Source organism: Candidatus Dactylopiibacterium carminicum, assembly GCF_014736495.1.
Classification (GTDB): Bacteria; Pseudomonadota; Gammaproteobacteria; order Burkholderiales; family Rhodocyclaceae; genus Uliginosibacterium; species Uliginosibacterium carminicum.
Genome location: NZ_MDUX01000010.1, coordinates 57,169 through 79,391, shown reverse-complemented (window position 1 = coordinate 79,391; position 22,223 = coordinate 57,169). Strand labels below are relative to the sequence as shown.

Annotated in this window: 20 protein-coding genes, 1 pseudogene and 1 riboswitch; of the genes and pseudogenes, 6 read left to right on the top strand and 15 right to left on the bottom strand. The window is 64.1% G+C overall.

Annotation, left to right across the window (positions count from 1 at the left end; all coding sequences use genetic code 11):
- Positions 1-52: 52 nt before the first annotated feature.
- A complete protein-coding gene (locus BGI27_RS04925; RefSeq protein WP_141239702.1) occupies positions 53-508 on the bottom strand; it encodes a hypothetical protein in 456 nt (151 codons plus the stop codon).
- Between the two features lie 103 nt (positions 509-611).
- Positions 612-2,534, bottom strand: coding sequence for a phosphomethylpyrimidine synthase ThiC (gene thiC / locus BGI27_RS04920; RefSeq protein WP_095523784.1), 1,923 nt, complete (start codon positions 2,532-2,534; stop codon positions 612-614).
- A 47-nt stretch (positions 2,535-2,581) separates the two neighbouring features.
- Positions 2,582-2,673, bottom strand: a riboswitch (TPP riboswitch).
- A 112-nt stretch (positions 2,674-2,785) separates the two neighbouring features.
- On the opposite strand from thiC, the gene BGI27_RS04915 reads away from it, so the two are divergent.
- Complete coding sequence (locus BGI27_RS04915) at positions 2,786-4,117, top strand: carbonic anhydrase (RefSeq protein ID WP_095523783.1); 1,332 nt, start codon at positions 2,786-2,788, stop codon at positions 4,115-4,117.
- 59 nt (positions 4,118-4,176) lie between these two features.
- Here the strand turns inward: BGI27_RS04915 and lipA are convergent, their stop codons facing one another.
- The 11 genes and pseudogenes from lipA to BGI27_RS04860 form a co-directional block, all read right to left on the bottom strand.
- Positions 4,177-5,127 carry a lipoyl synthase gene (gene lipA / locus BGI27_RS04910; RefSeq protein ID WP_095523782.1) on the bottom strand — a complete coding sequence of 317 codons (951 nt, stop codon included), beginning with the start codon at positions 5,125-5,127 and terminating at the stop codon, positions 4,177-4,179.
- Positions 5,128-5,237: 110 nt separating this feature from the next.
- Positions 5,238-5,849: a lipoyl(octanoyl) transferase LipB gene (lipB, locus tag BGI27_RS04905; protein WP_170942921.1), complete on the bottom strand. Its 612-nt coding sequence runs from the start codon at positions 5,847-5,849 to the stop codon at positions 5,238-5,240.
- A 113-nt stretch (positions 5,850-5,962) separates the two neighbouring features.
- A complete protein-coding gene (locus tag BGI27_RS04900) occupies positions 5,963-6,232 on the bottom strand; it encodes a YbeD family protein (protein WP_095523780.1) in 270 nt (89 codons plus the stop codon).
- 8 nt (positions 6,233-6,240) lie between these two features.
- On the bottom strand, positions 6,241-6,642 hold the full coding sequence (locus BGI27_RS17915; RefSeq protein ID WP_223871607.1) for a hypothetical protein: 402 nt from the start codon (positions 6,640-6,642) through the stop codon (positions 6,241-6,243).
- A gap of 75 nt (positions 6,643-6,717) precedes the next feature.
- Positions 6,718-7,316 (bottom strand): annotated as a pseudogene (locus BGI27_RS17910) (D-alanyl-D-alanine carboxypeptidase family protein); the annotation flags it as partial.
- 151 nt (positions 7,317-7,467) lie between these two features.
- Entirely contained in the window at positions 7,468-8,358 is an 891-nt protein-coding gene (locus BGI27_RS04885) for a septal ring lytic transglycosylase RlpA family protein (protein ID WP_095523777.1), read from the bottom strand.
- Positions 8,355-9,479 (bottom strand): rod shape-determining protein RodA, encoded by a 1,125-nt coding sequence (gene rodA / locus BGI27_RS04880; protein ID WP_223871606.1) that lies wholly within the window; start codon positions 9,477-9,479, stop codon positions 8,355-8,357. Before rodA ends, BGI27_RS04885 begins: the two co-directional genes overlap by 4 nt.
- On the bottom strand, positions 9,476-11,359 hold the full coding sequence (mrdA, locus tag BGI27_RS04875) for a penicillin-binding protein 2 (protein WP_095523776.1): 1,884 nt from the start codon (positions 11,357-11,359) through the stop codon (positions 9,476-9,478). The genes rodA and mrdA overlap by 4 nt, the downstream gene beginning before the upstream one ends.
- Before the next feature lie 59 nt (positions 11,360-11,418).
- Entirely contained in the window at positions 11,419-11,940 is a 522-nt protein-coding gene (gene mreD, locus BGI27_RS04870) for a rod shape-determining protein MreD (RefSeq protein WP_095523775.1), read from the bottom strand.
- Positions 11,941-12,894 (bottom strand): rod shape-determining protein MreC, encoded by a 954-nt coding sequence (mreC, locus tag BGI27_RS04865; RefSeq protein WP_095523774.1) that lies wholly within the window; start codon positions 12,892-12,894, stop codon positions 11,941-11,943.
- A gap of 74 nt (positions 12,895-12,968) precedes the next feature.
- Positions 12,969-14,012: a rod shape-determining protein gene (locus tag BGI27_RS04860; protein WP_095523773.1), complete on the bottom strand. Its 1,044-nt coding sequence runs from the start codon at positions 14,010-14,012 to the stop codon at positions 12,969-12,971.
- A 149-nt stretch (positions 14,013-14,161) separates the two neighbouring features.
- On the opposite strand from BGI27_RS04860, the gene gatC reads away from it, so the two are divergent.
- The 5 genes from gatC (at position 14,162) to BGI27_RS04835 (ending at position 19,552) form a co-directional block, all read left to right on the top strand.
- Positions 14,162-14,449 (top strand): Asp-tRNA(Asn)/Glu-tRNA(Gln) amidotransferase subunit GatC, encoded by a 288-nt coding sequence (gatC, locus tag BGI27_RS04855; protein ID WP_095523789.1) that lies wholly within the window; start codon positions 14,162-14,164, stop codon positions 14,447-14,449.
- An 85-nt stretch (positions 14,450-14,534) separates the two neighbouring features.
- Entirely contained in the window at positions 14,535-15,119 is a 585-nt protein-coding gene (gene lpcA / locus BGI27_RS04850) for a D-sedoheptulose 7-phosphate isomerase (protein ID WP_095523772.1), read from the top strand.
- Positions 15,116-16,576, top strand: a complete 1,461-nt coding sequence (gene gatA, locus BGI27_RS04845) for an Asp-tRNA(Asn)/Glu-tRNA(Gln) amidotransferase subunit GatA (protein WP_095523771.1) — start codon at positions 15,116-15,118, stop codon at positions 16,574-16,576. Before lpcA ends, gatA begins: the two co-directional genes overlap by 4 nt.
- Before the next feature lie 39 nt (positions 16,577-16,615).
- Positions 16,616-18,538 (top strand): ribonuclease catalytic domain-containing protein, encoded by a 1,923-nt coding sequence (locus BGI27_RS04840; RefSeq protein WP_095523770.1) that lies wholly within the window; start codon positions 16,616-16,618, stop codon positions 18,536-18,538.
- 12 nt (positions 18,539-18,550) lie between these two features.
- Complete coding sequence (locus BGI27_RS04835) at positions 18,551-19,552, top strand: energy transducer TonB family protein (RefSeq protein WP_095523769.1); 1,002 nt, start codon at positions 18,551-18,553, stop codon at positions 19,550-19,552.
- 66 nt (positions 19,553-19,618) lie between these two features.
- On the opposite strand, the gene BGI27_RS04830 is transcribed toward BGI27_RS04835, so the two are convergent.
- Together BGI27_RS04830 and BGI27_RS04825 are read right to left on the bottom strand one after the other, a co-directional pair.
- A complete protein-coding gene (locus tag BGI27_RS04830; RefSeq protein ID WP_095523768.1) occupies positions 19,619-21,343 on the bottom strand; it encodes a sensor histidine kinase in 1,725 nt (574 codons plus the stop codon).
- Positions 21,325-22,086: a PAS domain-containing protein gene (locus BGI27_RS04825; RefSeq protein ID WP_095523767.1), complete on the bottom strand. Its 762-nt coding sequence runs from the start codon at positions 22,084-22,086 to the stop codon at positions 21,325-21,327. The genes BGI27_RS04830 and BGI27_RS04825 overlap by 19 nt, the downstream gene beginning before the upstream one ends.
- Positions 22,087-22,223 lie beyond the last annotated feature (137 nt).

Genomic DNA, 22,223 nt, shown 5'->3' with positions numbered 1-22,223 from the left:
TGAAAAACAGTATTTCATGAAGCTCGGGGCTGTCTAGGAAACCCGGGGCGATTCAATCGCGCTTTACGGCTGAGCGTGTCCCAATGCGATAAGTCGCGCCAGGTTCTGCGATTTTGATTCCCATGCGAGGTGGATCAACGACCAAGCGCTGAAAATTCACCGAACTAGGAATAACCGCAGGCTGCTCAGCCGCGGCTCGTGAAACAACATCGAAATGCGGATTGCTGGATATCCAGTGCTCGACGCTCTCGGCAAGCATCCGTTGATAGTTCCCGCGCGGCTTGTAACCGGAAATCCAGTGACAGTCCAGATCACAAAGCACTGCGCTGATGTTTTGATGCTTCAACTCGACAGCGGCCTCACTACGACCATCGAGTTGTCGCAGCAAGGCTCGCCGATGTTCGGTTTTATTGTATTTCTGGCCTGATAGCTCAAGCGTCAGCATGTGCATGTAGTCAGCGACAGTCGACTCGACTTCAAATAACGTCCAGTCTTCTCCAGTAGCCACGTCTCACTCCAGCGGTATTTGACGCAATCCTAAGTTATGCCTCGGTCCTGACAAAGAAGAAAAGCCGCACAAGGCGGCCTTTCTTCTTGAAGATAAAGCGGGATCAAACCTTGTGATAGACCTTCGCTCCAGTCTTCACGAATTCCACCGATTTCGTCTCCATACCTTTCTTCAAGGCTTCTTCCTCGGCAATACCTTGGGCCGCAGCGAAATCGCGTACGTCTTGCGTGATCTTCATCGAGCAAAAGTGCGGGCCGCACATGGAGCAGAAGTGGGCGACCTTGGCGCCTTCGGCAGGCAGGGTTTCATCGTGGTACGAACGGGCGGTATCCGGGTCGAGGCCGATGTTGAACTGATCTTCCCAGCGAAATTCGAATCGCGCCTTGCTCATGGCGTTGTCGCGGATCTGGCTGGCCGGGTGGCCCTTGGCGAGGTCGGCAGCGTGGGCGGCGATCTTGTAGGCGATGATGCCGGCCTTGACGTCGTCCTTGTTCGGCAGGCCAAGGTGTTCCTTGGGCGTCACGTAGCAGAGCATGGCGCAGCCGTACCAGCCGATCTGGGCGGCGCCGATCGCTGACGTGATGTGGTCGTAGCCGGGCGCGATGTCGGTGGTGAGCGGGCCCAGTGTGTAGAACGGCGCTTCCTTGCACCATTCGAGCTCGAGCTCCATGTTCTCCTTGATCAGCTGCTGCGGCACGTGGCCCGGGCCTTCGATCATGACCTGCACATCGTGCCGCCAGGCAATCTCGGTCAGTTCGCCGAGCGTCTTCAGTTCGCCGAGCTGTGCTTCGTCGTTGGCATCCCAGATGGAGCCAGGGCGCAGGCCGTCGCCGAGCGAGAAGGCCACGTCGTAGGCCTTCATGATTTCGCAGATTTCCTCGAAGTGGGTGTAGAGGAAATTCTCCCTGTGATGTGCCAGGCACCACTTGGCAAGGATGGAGCCGCCACGCGAGACGATGCCGGTCATGCGGTTGGCGGTCATCGGCACGTAGCGCAGCAGCACGCCAGCGTGGATGGTGAAGTAGTCGACGCCTTGCTCGGCCTGTTCGATCAGCGTGTCACGGAAGATTTCCCAGGTGAGGTCTTCAGCTTTTCCGTTCACCTTTTCCAGTGCCTGATAGATAGGCACGGTGCCGATGGGCACGGGCGAGTTGCGCAGGATCCACTCACGCGTCTCGTGGATGTTCTTGCCGGTGGAAAGATCCATCACCGTGTCGCCGCCCCAGCGGATGCTCCAGGTGAGCTTGTCGACCTCTTCCTGGATGCTGGAGGTGACGGCGCTATTACCGATGTTGGCGTTGATCTTGGTGAGGAAGTTGCGGCCGATGATCATCGGCTCGCTCTCCGGGTGATTGATGTTGGCGGGGATGATGGCGCGGCCGGCAGCCACCTCGTCGCGCACGAATTCGGGCGTGATCACGTCCGGGATGCGGGCCCCGAAGCTCTGGCCTTTATGGATGCGGCCCATGAAGGCGGCCATCTTCTCGCCATTGGGGCCGGTGGCCTTCAGCGACTCGAGATAGGCGGCGCGGTTGAGGTTCTCGCGGATGGCGATGTATTCCATCTCGGGCGTGATGATGCCGCGGCGCGCATAGTGCATCTGGGTGACGTTCGCGCCAGCCTTGGCGCGGCGCGGCTTGCGCTGCAGATTGAAGCGCAGTTCGTCGAGCTTTCTGTCCGCTTCGCGGGCTCGCCCGTATTCGGAACTCATGCCGTCGAGCTGCTCGGTATCTCCACGCGCTTCGATCCACTGCGCACGCAGCGCGGCCAGGCCGTCACGCACGTCGATCTTTACCGCCGGATCGGTATAGGGGCCGGAACAGTCATACACGAAGATCGGCGGATTCTGCTCGCCACCAAAGGCGGTGGGCGTGTCGGCCTGCGTGATCTCGCGCATCGGCACGCGGATGTCCGCACGCCAGCCTTGCAGGTAGACCTTGCGGGAGTTGGGCAGCGGCTGGATGGCGGCCTGATCGACCTGCGCGGTCGAAGCGGCGAATGAGGCTTTGGGGTCCTTGGCGTTCATGAGACTTCCTCTGTGTGGGGCCGAGAGAAAGCCGGCAGGGCAGACGGAGGGCCACCCTGTCGCTTTCCCTCCGCCGGCATGATCCAGATCAGGTTCCAAGGGTATTTCTCACCGCTTGCGCGGACCCCCGGCGATGTCCAGCACCTTACTGAAAACCCCGGGGGCTGGCAACCATACGGCGGATGCCGGCTCAAGAAGCCGGCTCCGGCTGCCGCTAAGGAACAGGTAACAGGGAAATTCAGGAGCAGCATATGGGCAAGATCGGGGCCACGGCCTTGCTGCTGGGAGGGCTGGGTTGCAGCATCGCGTACGCCGCCTCACCGGACTGGGTGAGCGTGGCGCATGACCGTCTGCGCACGGTGGAGCTGGACCGTGCCAGCGTGATCACCGCGGACGGCGGCAGCCGTGTGGCCTGGGGCCGCATTCTGCTGTCCGACAGCCAGGCCGAGCGCGCCGGCTACAAAAGCGTGCGCGTGCTCAACCGTTACGACTGTGCCAATCGTGCCTTCACGCTGGTCAAACGGGTTTACTACTCCCCGGAGGATCAGGTGCTGCGCGAGGAGGATCTCAGCGCCCAGCCCGCCACGCCGGTTCGCCCAGGCACTGCCGACGAACGCTTCTTCATGCATGTCTGTCCGCAGGAGCAGAAGGCGCAAGCCTCTTCATCCGCAGCGACGCCGGTCCGCAACCTGCGTGCGCTGGCGCTCGAGGCAGGGCGCCGTGCCGCGGCCACCAGCAGTGCTGCGCCGGTGCAGCCCGTGGCCGACGAGGTGCCTCCGGCCAACGGAACCCGCAATCTCCAGGCGCTGCCGCCCCCCGTCTATCTGCCACGGCCGCCGACGCCAGCACGCCCTCGCGCCGCCAGCAGCGCAAGCAGTGCAGCCGTGCAGCTCCCGCCTCTGCCACCGCCCGCTCAGTGGGGCTATCAAGGACCTGGCGGGCCGGACAACTGGGCCCGGCTGTCGCCGGAAAATCAGGCCTGTGCCGCCGGACAGCGCCAATCGCCTATCGACATCCGCAACGGTATCAAGGTTGATCAGGACCCGATCCAGTTCGACTACAAGTCTTCGCACTTCCGCATCATGGACAACGGCTACACCATCCGTGTGAGCTATGGTGCGGGCTCGCGCATCACCGTCATGGGCCGCGAATACGAACTGGACCAGATCCAGTTCCACATGCCGTCCGAAGAGCTGGTGGATGGCCGCCGCTTCGACATGAGCGCCCAGTTGATACACCGCGACCTGCAAGGCCGGCTCGCCGTGGTGGCCGTGTTGCTCGAACGTGGCGAACCCAATGCGCTGATCCAGACGTTGTGGAACAACCTGCCGCTGGAAAAGCAGGACGACTACGCGGCCACCACCGCCATCCAGATCGCCGATCTGCTGCCCACCAGCCCCGGCTACTACGCCTACATGGGCTCGCTCACCACGCCGCCCTGCACCGAAGACGTGCTGTGGCTGGTAATGAAGCAGCCGGTGGGCATCTCGGCCGAGCAGCTCGGAGTATTCAGCCGCTTCTACAACAACAACGCCCGCCCGGCGCAGCCGATCAACAGCCGGGTCATCAAGGAGTCGCGCTGATTCGATGCAAAAAAGGCCAGCCCTCTTCAGGGCTGGCCTTTTCACGGGATCAGTCTCGCTCAGACCACGCCAGCGCCATGGGCCTGCATGTCGGCCCAGTACGAACTACGCACCATCGGGCCGCAGGCTGCGTTCTTGAAGCCCATCTTGTGTGCCTCGGTCTCGAACATCTTGAAGGTTTCCGGTGTCACGTAGCGCAGCACTGGCAAGTGACCGCCGGAAGGTTGCAGATACTGGCCGATGGTCAGCATCTCCACATCGTGCGCGCGCAGATCGCGCATCACTTCGAGGATCTCTTCGTCGGTCTCGCCCAACCCCACCATCAAGCCGCTCTTGGTCGGCACCTCCGGATGGCGCTTCTTGAATTCCTGTAGCAGCTTGAGCGACCAGGCATAGTCGGCACCGGGGCGAGCCGCCTTGTAGAGGCGCGGCACGGTTTCCAGATTGTGGTTCATCACATTGGGCGGGCCTTGGTCGAAGATCTCCAGCGCCACATCCATGCGGCCGCGGAAATCCGGTACCAGCACCTCGATGCGGGTGAGCGGGCTGGATTCGCGCGTAGCCTGGATGCATTCCACGAAGTGCCTGGCGCCACCATCACGCAGATCGTCGCGGTCGACCGAGGTGATCACCACATACTTCAGGCGCATGGCGGCGATGGTGCGTGCCAGCTCCGACGGTTCCTCGGGGTTGAGCGGCTCCGGACGGCCGTGGCCGACGTCGCAGAACGGGCAGCGCCGCGTGCAGATGTCGCCCATGATCATGAAGGTGGCCGTGCCCTTGCCGAAACATTCATGAATGTTCGGACAGGAGGCCTCTTCGCAGACCGTGTGCAGCTTGTGGCCACGCAGGGTTTCCTTGATCTCGTTGAAGCGCGCGGTTTCCTGCGCATTGCCGATCTTGATGCGGATCCAGTCCGGCTTCTTCAGCTTCTCGGCCGGCACGATCTTGATGGGAATGCGCGCGGTCTTGTCGGCGCCGCGCAGTTTCTTCGGGTTCTCGTTGTTCATGGTTTTCTCTTTCGGGGGCTGCACGCCGGTCGGTGGGACCGCCGGGTGAGTGATCGCCGAGCCTAGCGCAAAAACGGATGGCCCGGGCACATGGGAACGATGGGCCAGGGCTATCCACTCGCGCCGGGAGGACTGCTTTCCAGCAGCTCGCTCAGACGGAAGGCCAATTGTGCCAGCACCGCGTCGGTCCCGACAGGAACCCCTTGTTCCTTCAGGCTGGTACTGCGCAGCCCTTCGTAGCCACAGGGGTTGATGCGCGTGAAGGGCGAGAGATCCAGATCCACGTTCAGCGATAGCCCGTGATAACTGCAGCCGCGCGAGATCTTCAGCCCCAGCGCGCCGATCTTGGCATCCTGCACGTAGACGCCGGGCGCACCGTCATGCCGTTCGGCCTGCACGCCATGGCTCGCCAGTACGTCGAGCATGGCCTGCTCCATCAGCGTGACCATTTCGCGCACCTTGAGGTTGCGCCGGTGCAGGTCCACCAGGAGGTAGATCACGGCCTGCCCGGGGCCGTGGTAAGTGATCTGGCCGCCGCGATCGATCTTCACCAGCGGTACCTCGCTGGGAATCAGCAGATGCTCGGGCTTGCCTGCCAGCCCCAGGGTATAGACGGGAGGATGCTGCAGCAGCCACAACTCGTCGGGCGTGTCGGCGGTACGGTGAGCGGTGAATCGTTTCTGCGCCTCGAAGGTTTCGGCGTAGTCGACGAGACCGAGCATGCGCTGGATCGGGGTGCGGGGAGTGCGGAGTGGGGCGTCGGCAGAATCAGGTACGCAGCCTTGCTGTGTGGAAATATCTTCCACCCCCGACTCCCGACTCTCGACTCCCGACATCACAACACCACCTTCACCATCGGGTGGGATGAGAGTTCGCGATAGAGATCGTCCAGCTGCGACTGGCTGACGGCGCGTATCGTGCAGGTCAGCGCCAGGTAATTGCCGGCCTTGCTGGGACGCATTTCCAGGGTCGCCGGATCGAAGTCCGGCGCATGGCTGATCACCACGGCGACGACGGTCTGGGCGAAATCGTCGGCACGCGCGCCCATGATCTTGAGCGGGAAATCGCAGGGGAATTCGAGCAGGCTCTGGCGAGGTTCGGTCATGGTGTCTCTCAGCGGGCGTCTTCCCTAGCTGGGGGGCGATTGCCGGATTTCAACCAGTCCGTCACATCGTCCCACACACGGCCAGGCAGGGCGGCTTCCGGCACGTCTTCCAGCACCTGCACCGGGAACTCGCCCAGCAGCTGGTCATCCAGCGTCAGACTCAGGCTGCCGGCCGGGTCTCCTGCGCTCAAGGGTGCGCGCAGCGGCTGGCGGGTATGCAGGCGAGGCTGCAGACGACCCTGAAAATCCACGGGCAGGGACAGCAGCAGCCCTTGACTGAACCCCAGCCGCGCCTGTGCCCGGTTGCCACGCGTGACTGGCACCTGCGCCACGGATTCGCCGGGCGCATAGAGCCGCACGCCATCGAAGGCCTGGAATCCATGGTTGAGAAGTTTCAGCGCCTCGCGCATGGCTGCCACGGCATTCGGTGCCCCCAGCACCACGGCCACCATGCGTCGCGTACCGCGTTGCGCGCTACCGATGAAGCCCGCGCCGCGCAATTCGGCCCCGGAGAGGAACAACCCCTCGATGCTGGGATCCAGCCACAACAGGCGGTTGGGATTCTCCTGACGTGTGCCGCGCCAGTTCAGTTCCCGCTGACGGAAACGGAGGCTCTCTTCCGGGAATGCCTGCTGCAGTCGCGCCGTGAGGCGTGCGAGGTCCGCCGCGCTACTGCGCTGCCCCAGCGCGCTTTCGCCCGTGAGATTGCGCAGGCTGGTGGCCTCCAGCCCCAGACGCCGGGCTTCGGCATTCATCTGCTCGACGAAGGTTTCACGCGAGCCGGACAAGGTTTCGCCCAGCGCCACCGCCGCATCGTTTGCCGACACGGTCAGCAGACCGTCGAGCAGCTGCGCCACCGTGGCATCCGTTCCTTCCTCCAGTCCCATGCGGCCTGCGCCGCCAGAGCCGAGACACGAACCCGCTGCTCAGGCTGCAGACGTCCATCACGCAGGGCATTGAGGATCACCCAGGCCTGCATCAGGCGCACCAGCGCGCCGGGCTCCTGCTGCGAATCCGCCTGCTGCTGCGCCAGAACCTGACCGCTGCCGGCATCGAGCAGCACCCAGGCACGGGCCTCCAGCATCGGAGAGGGCGGGAAATAAGGCTGGGAGGACTGCGCCACGGCACTCCCGGTGACCAGACAGGCTAGCATCGGGAACAGGAGGCGACGCAGCAAAAACGGACCCGGAGGCATGCGGAAACCTTTCGGCGGGGAATGCAGACGACAGGCCGGACTATTGCACGAGGAAGGGCTGGGTGCCCAGCGTCTCGCCGATCCGGCTGCCGATGCTGCGCGCTTCGGCTTCAACCGCGAACGGACCGATACGCAGGCGGTACATGTCACCGATCTGCTGGCTGCTGATCTCGTGACTCAGCCAGTCCAGCCGCGCGAGCAGTTCCGCACGATAGGCGTCGGCATTGACGCGCGAGGCGAAGGCCCCCAGTTGCAGATAGTAGGGGCCGCCGCCCGAGGCCGGCGATGCGACGGGCACTGGCACGGGCGCCGGGGCGGGGCGGGCAAGCACTGGTTGCGCCGGCAGATCCTGGCCGGGCACGACCAGTTCCACGCGCAGCCGGGTACTGCCCTGGTCCACGTAACCCAGCTTCCAGGCCGCGGCATAGGAAAGATCGATGATGCGGCCATGCAGGAAGGGGCCGCGGTCATTCACGCGCACCACCACCGAGCGGCCATTGGTGAGGTTGGTGACCCGCGCATAGCTGGGCAGCGGCAGAGTGGGATGCGCCGCGCTCATGGCGAACATGTCGTAGGACTCGCCGGTGGCCGTGGGTTGGCCGTGAAACTGACGGCCGTACCAGCTGCCCACGCCCTCCTGACTGAACGGCTGCAGACGCTGCATAGGCTCGTAACGGCGGCCGGCCACCACGTAGGGCCTGGCATTGGCCGGGCGCAGGGGCTCCGCACGTGGCTGTGCGTCAGGAATGCTGGCGAGGTCGACAGGTGGCGTGGCCGGGCCATCGTTCTGGTAATACCCGCCACCGGTGCGCGGCCCCTGGGCCGGCGCCGGCACGGACGCCGACGAGCCCGGCGAAGGCTGACGCGGCGTGCTGCTACAGGCCGCCAGAAACAGCGTCAGCAATACCCATCCCCACATTTCCCGCCTCATGCGCGCCTCCTCTGGCCCTGGATGCTCATGAGGATGCCGCATCCCAGGCACAAGGTCACCAGGGCGGTGCCACCGTAACTGATCATCGGCAGGGGCACCCCCACGATGGGCAGAATGCCCGCGACCATGCCCATGTTCACGAAGGCATAGGTGAAAAAGATCATCGTGATCGCGCCTGCAAGCAGGCGCGAGAAGAGATTGGGGGCGTTGGCGGCGATCATCAGGCCGCGCGCAATGAGCAGGCAGTAGAGCAGCAGGATGCCGATCACGCCGATCAGACCGAGTTCTTCGGAGATCACCGCGAGGATGAAGTCGGTATGGCGTTCGGGCAGGAAGTCGAGGTGTGTCTGGGTGCCATCGCGCCAGCCCTTGCCAAGCACCCCGCCGGAGCCGATGGCGATGGTCGACTGGATGGTGTGAAAGCCCTTGCCGCGCGGGTCACTGCTCGGATCCAGCAGCGTGCATACACGGTGCTTCTGATAGTCGTGCAGCCCGGGCCATTTCAGATCGGGCACACAGATATCCTGCTGATAGACGAGGATCGCACTGACTCCGATCAGCGCCAGCATCACGACCGGCACGATCAGTTTCCAGGAGAGCCCCGCAAAATAGATCACGAAAAGGCCAGAGCTGAGCACCAGCAGCGCGGTGCCAAGATCCGGCTGCTTGAGGATCAGGGCCACGGGCATCGCCAGCAACAGGGCCGCGACCAGAAAATCGCGCACCTGCAGACTGCCCTCACGCTTCTGGAAATACCAGGCCAGCATCAGCGGCATGGCAATCTTCATCAACTCGGAAGGCTGGATGCGTGTGATGCCGATATCCAGCCAGCGCTGCGCGCCCTTGGAAACCTCACCGAACAGCTTCACGGCGATCAGCAGCACCACGCCCAGTAGATACAGAGGCAACGCGAAGGAGTGCAGGCGCTGCGGTGGCTGGCTGGCCACCAGCCACATCGCGCTCAACGCCACACCGGTATTGATTGCCTGTGCTTCCATGCGCTCAGGCGAAGCGGACAGCATCATCAGCGCAGCCAGGCCCAGAATGCCCATCAGCACCCCGAACAGGAAAGGGTCCAGCGGCAGCACCAGCCGCTTCAGGTAGGGGCGTGGATCAATCAATCGCCGGCCTCCGTATCCACCTGGGCCGCGCTCTTCGGCTTGATGCCCAGCAGGTAATAGTCCAGCACCTGACGCGCCAGCGGTGCCGCGATCGATGCGCCCCAACCACCGTTCTCGACCAGGATGGCGAGCGCGATGACCGGTTTCTCCACCGGCGCGTAGGCGATGTAGAGCGCATGGTCGCGCAGATGCTCGCCCACGCTGAGATCCTTGTAGGCCGCGCCGCGCAGAGAGAACACCTGCGCCGTGCCGGTCTTGCCGGCCACCGCGTATGGCGCACCGCGGAAGGCATTGGCACCGGTGCCGCTGATGTTTACCGCCTGCATGCCCTTGCGCACCACGGCCAGATTTTCCGGCTTGAGCCCCAGCGTGGCGACGGGCTCGGGCTCGATCTTGCGCTGCGTACCCGTCTGCGGATCGGTCACGTATTTGACGAGGTGGGGCCGGTACATCACGCCATCGGCCGCCAGCGTCGCGGTTGCATGCGCCAGTTGCAGCGGCGTGTAGGCGTTGTAGCCCTGGCCGATGCCGATGGAAATCGTCTCGCCGGCATACCAGCGCTGCTGCTCGGGTTTGCGGAAGCGTTTGCGCTTCCACTCCGGCGAAGGCAGCACACCGATGGATTCACCTTTCACATCGATGCCTGTCGCCGCCCCGAAGCCGAACTTGCTCATGAAGCCCGCGATCATGTCGATGCCCATGTCGTTGGCGAGCATGTAGTAGTAGGTATCGCTGCTGATCTCGAGGGAACGCACCATGTCCACCGCCCCGCGCCCGCCGGCATGGGAGTCGCGGAAGATGTTGTTGCCGAACTCGAAGTAGCCGGGGTCGAAGATGGTCTGCTGCGCCGTGCGCTTGCCGGTCTCCAGCGCGGCCAGCGCCATGAAGGGCTTGAACGTGGAGCCCGGCGGATAGACGCCATTGAGCGCGCGATTGATCATCGGCCGGTTCGGCGAGGTGTTCAGCGCATCCCAGTTTTCCACCGTGATGCCGTCGACGAACAGATTGGGGTCGAACTTTGGCGTGGACACCAGCGCCAGCACGCCCCCCGTGCCCGGCTCGATCGCCACCAGCGCACCACGCCGCCCGCCAAAAGCCTCCTCGGCCACACGCTGCAGGCCGACGTCCAGCGTCAGTTGCAGGTTCTGACCTGGCGTGGGCGGCACACGCGACAGCGAACGCACCGCGCGCCCGGAGGCATCCACCTCCAGCTGCTCATAGCCTGCGACCCCGTGCAACCAGTTCTCGTAGCTCTGCTCCAGCCCGGTCTTGCCGATGTATTCGGTGCCGCGATAGTTGTCGCGCACCTGCGGGTCCTCTTCCAGCATCGCCAGTTCGCGCTGGTTGATGCGGCCGATGTAGCCCACAGAATGCGCCGCCAGTTCCCCCTGCGGATACTGGCGGAACAACCGCGCCTTGATGTCCACGCCCGGGAAACGGTAGCGGCGGGCGATGAAGCGCGCGACCTCCTCGTCGGAAAGGCGCGTGCGGATCGGCAGGGATTCGAAGTTCTTGCTCTCTTCGAGCAGCTTGCGGAAACGCCGCCGGTCCTTGACCTGGATGTCGATGATCTCGGCCAGCTCATCGATGGTGTCCTCGAGATTGATGACCTTGGAAGGCGTGATTTCCAGCGTGTAGGCCGAATAATTGCGCGCCAGCACCACACCGTTGCAATCCACGATCAGGCCACGGTTGGGCGCAATCGGCAGCAGCGAGATGCGGTTGTTCTCGGCACGCGTGGCGTAATACTCGTGCTGCATCACCTGCAGGTAGAAGTAACGCGCCAGGATCAGGCAGAAGCCGAACAGCACGAAGCCCGCCGCCGCCAGCACGCGTGTGCGGAATCGCGAGAGTTCCTGTTCAGGGGCTTTGAGTTCCATTGTGTCGGGAGTCGAGAATCGAGAGTCGGGTGATACAGACGGGGATTACTCCCGACTCCCTACAAAGGCCTGTTCTCATCCCTCTCCTCCGGACGCAACTGAGGCAGCAGCAGCAAGTAATGTGCGGGCAGCCACAGGATCGCGGTGGTGAAGCAGGTGAAGAAATATTCCCAGCCGGGGAAGCGGTCACCAGCCAGCAGGCGCAACAACAGCATCACCACCTGCACCATGAGGAACAGCGGCAGCATATGCAGCGCCTGTGCGCCCGGCGAGAACCACAGCAGGCGGCGTGAATTCTGCAGCGATGCCCAGGCCAGCAGCACGTAGGCCGCCGCATGCTGCCCCATCACCGCACCATGCGCCACGTCCACCACCAGTCCGAGCACAAAGCCCGTGGCCATGCCCACGCGCAAGGGCTCGCGCACGCACCAGAACGCCAGCACCAGCGCGACGAAATCGGGCATTGCCAGGAAGTGGCCGGCCGGAATCAGGGACAAGGTGAGCGCCAGGAGCAACGAGAACACCACGAACCCCATGCGTACGGGCTGCAGCAGACGCGATGATCGATGGGTCGGTTGCATTCAGGGCGTTCCTTCTTCTGCGGCTTCACTGGCTTCGGCGGCCGCCTTGTTGCGGATGCGCCCGGCGGTGCTGCGCCGCGGATCCAGTGCCTGCTCGTCGGCAGGCCTCTGCTGCGCAGGCTCGGTACGCATCAGCACCAGCACGGCACCGCTGCGTTCCACTTTGCCCAGCGGTCGACACAGGATGCGCGCAAATGATTCCGCACTGTCGCGCGTCACGTTGATCACTTCCGCCACAGGCAGGCCAGGCACGAAAATGCCGTCCAGACCGGAGGTGAGGATGCGGTCACCGGGCTTGACCTCGGCGTTGGCCGCCAGGAACTTCAATTCCATCAGCCCGTTGCCAGCGCCGAACATCACGGCACGCAGGCCGCTGGGCTGTACCGTGACCGGGATGGCCTGGTTCTTGTCGGACAGCAGGGTGACCTCGGCATGCAACGGGAAAACTCGCGTGATCTGCCCGATCACACCTTCGCCATCGACCACCGGCGAGCCAGGTTCGATATCGTTCAGGCTGCCCTTGTCGAGAATGACCTTGCGCGAGAAGGGATCACGGGCCGGAAAGATGATCTCGGCCGGGATGACCCGTTCGCGCAATGCACCGCGCAATTCGAGCAGACGCCGCATATTGGCGTTCTCCTCGCGCAGCTGGCCCACATCCATCAGTTGCCGAGCCGTCACCAGTTGCTGGGCCCGCAGTCGGGCGTTTTCCTGGTTGAGCGTGGCGAGATTGGTGAAATACGCCCGCGCGTTGCGGAAGAACTCGGCCGGCGAGGCCGCAGCGATCTGCAACGGATAGGAAATGACGGTCAGGGTCTGACGCAGTGCGTCGAGATAACGCAGCTGCAGGTCTGACACCATCAGGGCCAGGGTCAGCAGCAGAAAGATCGTGAGCCGTGCCGAGCGCGGCAGGCCGCGCCGGAAGATCGGGGGAACGGGGTCGCGGACGGCCATGCCAGGTGATCAATAAGCGCTCAACGCGCGGTCAGCCAGGCGCGGATCGGAAAGGAGATCCGCGCCGTTCATCATCATTCGGACGCGAAGATCGAGCCCAGCTTGTCCATCTTTTCCAGTGCCAGCCCCGAGCCACGCACCACGCAGGTCAGCGGGTCTTCGGCGACGATCACGGGCAGACCGGTTTCCTCCATCAGCAGGCGGTCCAGATCGCGCAGCAACGCCCCACCACCAGTGAGCATCATGCCACGATCGGCGATATCCGCGCCCAGCTCCGGCGGTGTCTGCTCCAGCGCGATCTTCACGGCGGAGACGATGGAATTCAGCGGATCGGTCAGCGCCTCCAGGATCTCGTTGGACGAGATCGTGAAGCTGCACGGGATGCCTTCGGCCAGGTTGCGGCCCTTGACTTCCATTTCCTTGACCTCGGAACCCGGGAAGGCCGAACCGATTTCCTTCTTGATCGCCTCGGCGGTGGTTTCGCCGATCAGCATGCCGTAGTTGCGGCGGATGTAATTGACGATGGATTCGTCGAACTTGTCGCCACCCACGCGCACCGAGCCGGCATACACCATGCCGCCCAGCGAGATCACGCCCACCTCGGTGGTACCGCCGCCGATATCGACCACCATCGAGCCTGTGGCATCGGCCACCGGCAACTCAGCACCGATCGCGGCCGCCATCGGTTCCTCGATCAGATAGACCTGGGACGCACCGGCGCCCAGCGCGGATTCGCGGATCGCGCGGCGCTCGACCTGGGTGGAGCCGCAGGGCACACAGATGATGATGCGCGGGCTCGGCGAGAACATCCGCGAGTCATGCACCTTCTTGATGAATTGCTTGAGCATCTGCTCGGTGACGGTGAAGTCGGCAATCACGCCATCCTTCATCGGGCGGATCGCAGTGATGTTGCCGGGCGTCTTGCCGAGCATCTGCTTGGCCGCATGGCCGACCGCCTGAATGGTTTTCTTGGCATTGGGGCCGCCTTCGGTACGGATCGATACCACTGAGGGCTCGTCGAGCACGATGCCCTTGCCGCGCACGTAGATCAGGGTATTGGCCGTGCCGAGGTCGATGGCCAGGTCGTTGGAAAAATAGGAACGCAGGAGTCCGAACATGGAAGGAGCCACCTCTCTGTGACAGGCCGCGCGCCTCAGACGCCGACCCGAGCAAACCGGGAAAGGGAAAACGGCGTATGTTACCCTATCCCCTTGTTCGCAACGAATCTCTGCCCGATAAAGGGGCAGCCTTTCAGGACGCCATTTCCATGTCGCTTTCCCTCGAAGCCGTGGGCCGTATCGCCAGCCTGGCCCGCATCGAACTCACACTCGCCGAAGCCGAGGCCACCCAGGCCAAACTCAACGGGATTTTCGGCCTGATCGAACAGATGCAGGCCGTCGATACCACCGGTATCGCTCCGATGTCGCATCCGCAGGACGTGGTGCAGCGTCTGCGCGCCGATGAAGTCACCGAGGTCGACCGCCGCGCGGCTTTCCAGGCCATCGCGCCCGAAGCCGAGGCGGGGCTGTACCTCGTGCCCAAGGTCATCGAATAAGCCCGCGACAGCGCCTCCGCACGCGCCTCGGCGGAGCAAAGACACGCAATCGATCCCCCGCACCGATCCTGTGCAAGGAACGCAAATGAGCCGACTCCTGAATCACCTTCAAGAAGCCAACGCACTGCTGACCAAAGTACTGGCCGACCAGGCCCTGCTCGCCGAAGTGGAAAAAGCCGGCGACATTCTCGTCGACTGCGTCAAGGCAGACGGCAAGATCCTCTCTGCCGGCAATGGCGGCTCGCATTGCGACGCCATGCACTTCGCCGAGGAACTCTCCGGCCGCTACCGCGACAACCGCCCGGCGCTGGGTGCCGTAGCAATCTCGGACCCTTCGCACATCACCTGCGTGGGCAACGACTACGGCTTCGAATTCATCTTCTCGCGCCAGGTCGAAGCGCTGGGCCGTGCCGGTGACGTCTTCCTCGGCATCTCCACCAGTGGCAACTCCGCCAACATCCTCGCGGCGGCCAAGGCAGCAAAGGCACGCGGCATGAAGGTGATCCTGCTGATGGGCAAGGACGGCGGCAAGATGCGTGGCCTCGCCGATGCAGAGATCATCGTGCCGCACTTCGGCTACGCCGACCGAATCCAGGAAATCCACATCAAGTTCATCCACGCCCTGATCGACCACGTCGAGATCGGGCTGGGCTACGTGCAAGCAAAATGAGCCTCCAGACCCTCAAATCGCTGCAAAAGCAGCTCGCCAGCAAGCAGATCTCCAGCCGCGAGCTGGTGACCGACCACCTCGCCCGCGTGGAAGCACACAACACCGCGCTGAATGCCTTCATCACCCTCGACCGGGATGGCGCCCTGGCCGCCGCCGAAGCTGCCGACAAGGCCATCGCTGCAGGCACCGCAGGCCCGCTTGCCGGCCTGCCGATCGCGCACAAGGACATCTTCTGTACCGAAGGCGTGCTCACCACCTGCGGCTCGAAGATCCTGTCGAATTTCGTCAGCCCCTACGACGCTACCGTGGTCGCCCGCCTCAAGGCTGCCGGCACGGTAAGCCTGGGCAAGACCAACCTCGACGAGTTCGCCATGGGCTCGACCAACGAGAGTTCCTTCTTCGGCGCCGCGAAGAACCCCTGGAATCTCGCCCACGTCCCGGGCGGCTCCTCGGGTGGCTCGGCCGCAGCCGTGGCTGCTGGCCTGGTGCCTGCCGCCACCGGTACCGACACCGGCGGCTCGATCCGCCAACCCGCCAGCTTCTGCGGCATCACCGGCATCAAACCCACCTACGGCACGGTGTCGCGCTACGGCATGATCGCCTACGCCAGTTCGCTCGACCAGGGCGGCCCGCTGGCCCATACCGCCGAAGATTGCGCCCTGCTGCTCGACGCCATCAGCGGCTTCGACGAACGTGACTCCACCAGCCTGCAACGCGCTGCCACGCAAACGACTGCCGAACTTGATCGCCCGCTGGCCGGCCTGAAGATCGGTCTGCCCAGGGAATACTTCGGCGAGGGGCTGGCGGGCGATGTGCGTACGGCCATCGAAGCCGCACTCGCAGAGCTGCGCAAACTGGGTGCCACCACCGTCGAAGTGAGCCTGCCCAACACCCATCTGGCGATCCCGGCCTATTACGTGATCGCCCCGGCCGAAGCCTCGAGCAACCTCTCGCGCTTCGACGGCGTGCGCTACGGCCACCGCGCCAGCGAATACAAGGATCTCGCCGAGATGTACAGCCGCAGCCGCGCGGAAGGGTTTGGCGCCGAGGTGAAGCGCCGCATCCTGGTGGGCACCTATGTGCTCTCGCACGGTTATTACGACGCCTACTACATCAAGGCCCAGCAGCTGCGTCGCCTGATCGCCGAAGACTTCAAACAGGCGCTTGCCCAATGCGACGTGATCGCCGGCCCGGTCGCCCCAACCACCGCGCCCGTGCTCGGCCAGATGGCGGACGATCCTGTGCAGATGTACCTCTCCGACATCTACACCCTGGGCGTGAACCTTGCCGGTCTGCCCGGCCTGTCGGCCCCCTGCGGCTTCGGCGCCAACGGCCTGCCCGTCGGCCTACAGCTGATCGGCAACTATTTCGCCGAGGCCCGCCTGTTGAACGTCGCCCATCAGTTCCAGCAGGCCACCGACTGGCATCTGCGCAGCCCCGCCCACCGCGCCGGCTGAGTCTCGCCGCTGCCCGCCAACCAAGATAAAAGCGCCCCCATGAATGTTCTGTTTGAAGAGGATGGTGCTTTCAAGACCGGCAGCATCCTCGCCGACAACGACAGCAGCCTGCAGGTGGAAACCTCCACCGGCAAGCGCGTCAAGCTCAAGGCAGCCAACGTACTGCTGCGTTTCAACGCCCTCGCCGCCGGCGAGCTGATTCCCCGCGCCGAAGCGGAAGCCGAGGGCATGGAAACCGACTTCCTGTGGGAGATGTGCGGCGAGGACGAATTCGCCTTCACCGACTTCGCCAGCGAATATTTCGGCCATGCACCTTCTGCCATGGAAGCCACGGCGGTGCTGCTCAAGCTCTTCGCCTCGCCCATCCATTTCCATCGCAAGGGTCGCGGCCGTTTCCGCAAGGCACCGCCCGAGATCCTCGCCGCAGCCCTGGCCGGTGCAGAGAAAAAACGTCTGCAACAGGAACAGGTGGAGCGCATGAAGACCGAGCTGGTCTCCGGCACCCTGCCCGCCGAATTTGCGCCAATGCTGCAACAGCTACTCTACAAACCGGACCGCAACCGCCTGGAGGCCAAGGCGCTGGAAGCCGCCGAAGCCGAGAGCGGGCTTTCCGCCGCCCGTCTGCTGCTCAAGGCTGGCGCGCTGGGCTCCAGCCACGAACTGCATCTGGGCCGCTTCCTGTTCGAATACTTCCCGGACGGCACGGAATTCCCGGCGTTGCCGATCCCGGCCCTATCCGAAAATCTGCCGACAGCCAACGTCCGGGCCTTCTCCATCGACGACGCCAGTACTACCGAGATCGACGACGCCTTCTCGCTGGCACCGCGCGCGGCAGGCGGCTGGACCATCGGCATCCACATCGCGGCTCCCGGACTGGGTATCCGCCCAGGCTGTCCGATCGACGCAGTGGCGCGCCGCCGGCTGTCGACGGTGTATATGCCGGGCAACAAGATCACCATGCTGCCCGATGCCGTGGTGGCCGCGTATACGCTGGGCGAAGGCCAGGCGCGGCCGGCGCTGTCGCTGTACGTCGAAGTGAACGCCGATTACAGCATCGCCGGGCACTACAGCCGCATCGAACGCGTGCCCGTGGCGGCCAACCTGCGCCACCACGACATCGAACCGCTGTTCAACGAAGCCAGCCTGGAAACCGGCCTGCCCGATGCGCCCTGGATGCGCGAGCTGCAGACGCTATGGGAATTCGCCACCGTGCTCGAAGCCGGGCGTGGGAAACCGTCGGCCAACCAGAACCAGCTCGATTTCAACTTCAGTGTGGACTGGACGCTGCAAAGCCCGGACGGTCCTGGCGTGGTCTGCATCGAGCAGCGCCGGCGCGGCTCGCCGCTGGACAAGCTGGTGGCCGAACTGATGATCCTGGTGAATTCCACCTGGGGGCGCCTGCTGCTGGACGCCGGGCTGCCCGCCATCTATCGCATCCAGGCCGGTGGCCGCGTACGCATGAGCACCGCCGCCGGCCCCCACGAAGGGCTCGGCGTGGACAACTACGCCTGGAGCTCCAGCCCGTTGCGTCGCTACGTCGACCTGTGCAACCAGTGGCAGCTCATCTCGCTGCTGCGGGGCGAGGAAGCCATCTTCCCTGCAGGTGGTGCAGAGCTGGGGGCGGCAATGAACGATTTCGACGTCACCTACAACGCCTACAACGAGTTCCAGCGCCACATGGAGCGCTACTGGTGCCTGCGCTGGCTGCGTCAGGACGGGCTGCACGAAACCTCGGCACGCGTACTGCGCGAGAACATCCTGCGCTGCGAAGCCGTGCCCCTGGTGTTCAAGTTGCACTCATTGCCTGCCAGCGTGGCCTCGGGGGAGCGCGTGCAGCTGGCCATTGAACGAATCGACCTGATCGATCTCGAACTGCGCGGCAAGTACCTTGCCAGCCTGCCTCCGCTGGCGACGCCGACCGACGGGACGGACGGCGAGGAAGAGACGGGACCGCTCACTTAGAATTGCCAACCGATGGCCACAGAAAAGCGACCACCTCTGAAAAACACCAAGGCGCTCGCACCCGAGAAGCCGCGCTTTCTGTTGCCCGAAGTCTTGCTGGAAATCCAGGCGGAAGACAAAAAGAAGGCCCTCAGAATCCGCCGCTGGATCTCCGCGCATGCGCTGGCGCTGGGCGTAGGCGTTTCCGTCTGGGCACACAGCCTGATTCCCTTTCTCGGCTTCGTTGCTCCCAGTACCAATCCTCGCATCGAACGGGACGATGGCCTGCGCGTGGTACTGGTGAATGCCCGCCATAATCGCGCACCACAGGATGCCCAGGCGCTTGCCCAGGCGAATCTCGATGGTGGTGGCGATGCCCGCGACGCCAAGCAGATGCCCAGCTCGCCGCTGCCTGCGCAGAACACCCACCGCGACGGCGACGCGCTGGTCGATGCCCGGCAGAAGGTGCGCCAGCTGGAGACCATGCAGCGCGAGCTGCTGACCCGCGCAGGTGCTGCAAAGGCCCGGATCGATACCGAACAGAAGACGCGGGACGGCGAGGAAGCGCCGCAGACGCCCCTCGAACGCAGCGGACTGGACTTGCAGAATGCGGCTGCCATCGCGCGCCAGGCAGCAGTCGTGGACAGGGCCTTGAACGACTACGCCGCACGGCCGAAGAAGGGTTTCGTTTCACCGCGCACGCGCGAATACCGGCTGGCGCAATACGGGGAAGACTGGCGCATCAAGGTACAGCGTGTGGGCGAGCTGAACTTTCCGCGCGGCGCACGTGGCTCGCTGTACGGCAGCGTGCTGGTGGCCGTGGAGATCCTGCCCGATGGCCGCATCCTGTCGGCCGAGGTCGTGCGCGCCGACAAGGACCCCCGCATCAACGAAGCCGCGCTGCGCATCATCAAGCTAGCCTCGCCCTATGCGCCCTTCCCACCGGATATCCGGCGCGATTACGACGTGCTGGTGATCACGCGCACCATGAGCTTCACGCGCGAGGACATCGCCGTCTCGTCGGAAGGCTCCTGATCAATCCTCGTAGGGAGTCAATGAGCAACGCGAATTGCGCCGTAAGGAAAGGGCAAGAGGTGAGTCTCAGGACTCGGCAGCCAAGGGCAGGCGCAGCACGAATTCCGCGCCCCCTCCCGCGCGGTTGCGCGCGAAGACTTCGCCCTGATGCAGGCCGACGATCTCGCGGCAAATCGCCAGCCCCAGCCCGGTCCCTCCCGCGCCACTGTGCGTCTTGGTGCTCTGCACGAATTTGTCGAAAACACGTTCGAGTTCGTCTTCGGGAATTCCCGGCCCCTGATCCGCAATCCGCAACTCCACCGCTGCGTGCACGATATCGCCCCCGAAACGCCCGGCGCTCAGATTGATGCTGACCTCGCCCCCTTCGGGGGAAAACTTGATCGCGTTCGACACCAGATTGCGCAGCACCTGACGGCACAGCTTGGCATCCGCCATCGCCAGTCCGACATCCGTCAGGCTGGCCAGCAGACGCAACCGCCGCGACGAGGCCATCGCTTCGAACTCGGCCAGCACCTCATACACCACCGGCCCCAGCAGACTGGGCTGCAGATGTACCTCCATGCGCCCGGATTCCAGCTTGGCCAGGTCCAGCAGATCGTCCAGCAAGCCCATCAGGCGCTCACCGCTGGTCAGGATGCGCTCGAAATAGCCTTGCAGGCGCTCGGACTGCACGGCCGGCGCCCGCTCCAGCCCCAGACGCGCAAAGCTGAGAATGCCGTGCATGGGGGTGCGCAGCTCGTGCGACATGTTGGTGAGGAACATCGATTTGGCGGCGTTCGCCCGCTCGGCCTCCTCTTTGGCGAGGAACAGACGTGTTTCGGCCAGCCGCCAGGAAGTAACGTCGAAATTCGCACCGACGATCACCGGCCGTCCCTCGTCGTCCAGGCAACAGCCCTTGGCAATCACGCGATAGCGCGGTTCACCGCTTTTGGGTGACGGTTTGCATTCCTCCTTGAGCACCCGCTCGCCGGCCAGCACCCGTGCATCCTCCTCCAGCACTGCTCGGCCGACTGTGGTCTCCATCTGTCCACGGCCGATCAACTCGGCACGCGAACGGCCGCGCTCGCGCTCGAAAGCCTCATTGACCATCACGTAGCGGCTGGCGGCATCCTTCACGTAGACCGGTTGCGGGATCACATCGATGAGCCGTTGCACATACTGCTGGATGCGTTCGCTGCGGCCCGTCTCACGGGCCAGCGCCGCGGCCAGTTCGCGCTCCGCGAGCCGCCAGCGCGTGACATCGAAGCTCGCCACGACGATCACGGCATTGCCCACGGCATCCTCGCAACGCGCCTTGGCGATCACCCGGTAACGCTCGGCACCGGTCAATGGATGAGGCTTGTACTCTTCCTTGCGGATGGCTTCACCATTGAGCACGCTCAGATCTTCCGCGCGAGTCTCGCCCCACTGTGCCGGGCTGCTGATCTGCAACGTCACGGAATCCGTGCCCAGCAAAACCTCCCGCGTCATCCCACGGTCGGCCAGGAAGGCCGCGTTGGCGAGCAGGAAGCGACTATCCGCGCTCTTCACGTATACCGGGTAGGGAATCACGTCGATCAGGCGCTGGATGTACTGCTGCGTGCGCTCATGGTTCGCCTGCTCGCGCGCCAGCGCCTCGGTCAGCTCGCGTTCGGCCTGGTGCCATCGCGTGACATTGAAATTGGCCACCACGATCACCGGATTGCCATCCGCATCCAGGCAGGACGCCTTGGTTACCAGCCGGTGCCGTTCCTCGCCATTGAGGGGGCCGGGCTGATGCTCCTCCTTGTGGATCACGCGGCCCGCCAGCACCTCGGTGTCTTCTCCTGCACCACGCGTACCAGTTCGGGCTCACGCCCAAGCATCCACTCGTAGGAACGCAGGCCAATGATCTGCTCGCGCGAAACCCCCATCTCGCGCATCTGGGCATCGTTGACCATCAGAAAGCGGCTTTGCGCATCCTTCACATAGAAAGGCTGGGGAATCAGGTCGATCATGCGCTGCACGAAGGCCTGAGTGCGTTCGCGACGTGCCACCTCGCGCGCCAGCGAAGCCTGCAAGGCCTGCTCGGCCTCGCGCCAGGGGGTGACATCGACATAAGTCCCGACGATCAGCGGCTCGCCATGGGTTCCCCGGCAGGCGCGCTTGGCAACCACCAGATTGCGCGGCACACCCGCGAAGCCGAATCGGCTGACGACCTCCTTGTAGATCTGCCGGCCGGCCAGCACTTCGGCATCCTCACGCGCGATGTCGGCCGCATGATCCGCATCAGGCAGGATCTGCGCGGAAGTATGGCCGACGATCTTCTCGGCAGGCAGATCCTGAGACTCGGCGTAGGCGGTGTTGATGAGCACGAAATGCCCCTGGGCATCCCGCACGTAGACCGGATGCGGCATCACGTCGATCAGCGCCTGGGTAAAGGCGCAAACTGCCTTTTCCTGCTCCAGTACGGCATCGCGCGCCTGCAACAACGCCCGTCGGGCACGCCACCAGGCAACTCCGGCCATCAGCCCGAGCAGCAGGGCACCTCCTTCGAGCAGCCATTTAACCGTCACGCATCCTCCCAAAAATATTCTGCCTATTCAGGCATATAGCTTACCGCGGATGGCCGCCCCCCGTTCACGCCCCATAACCCTCCACCATGCTGCCGGTGCGAAAATGCTGCGTGCGATCCCCAAAACAAAGCCCCCGC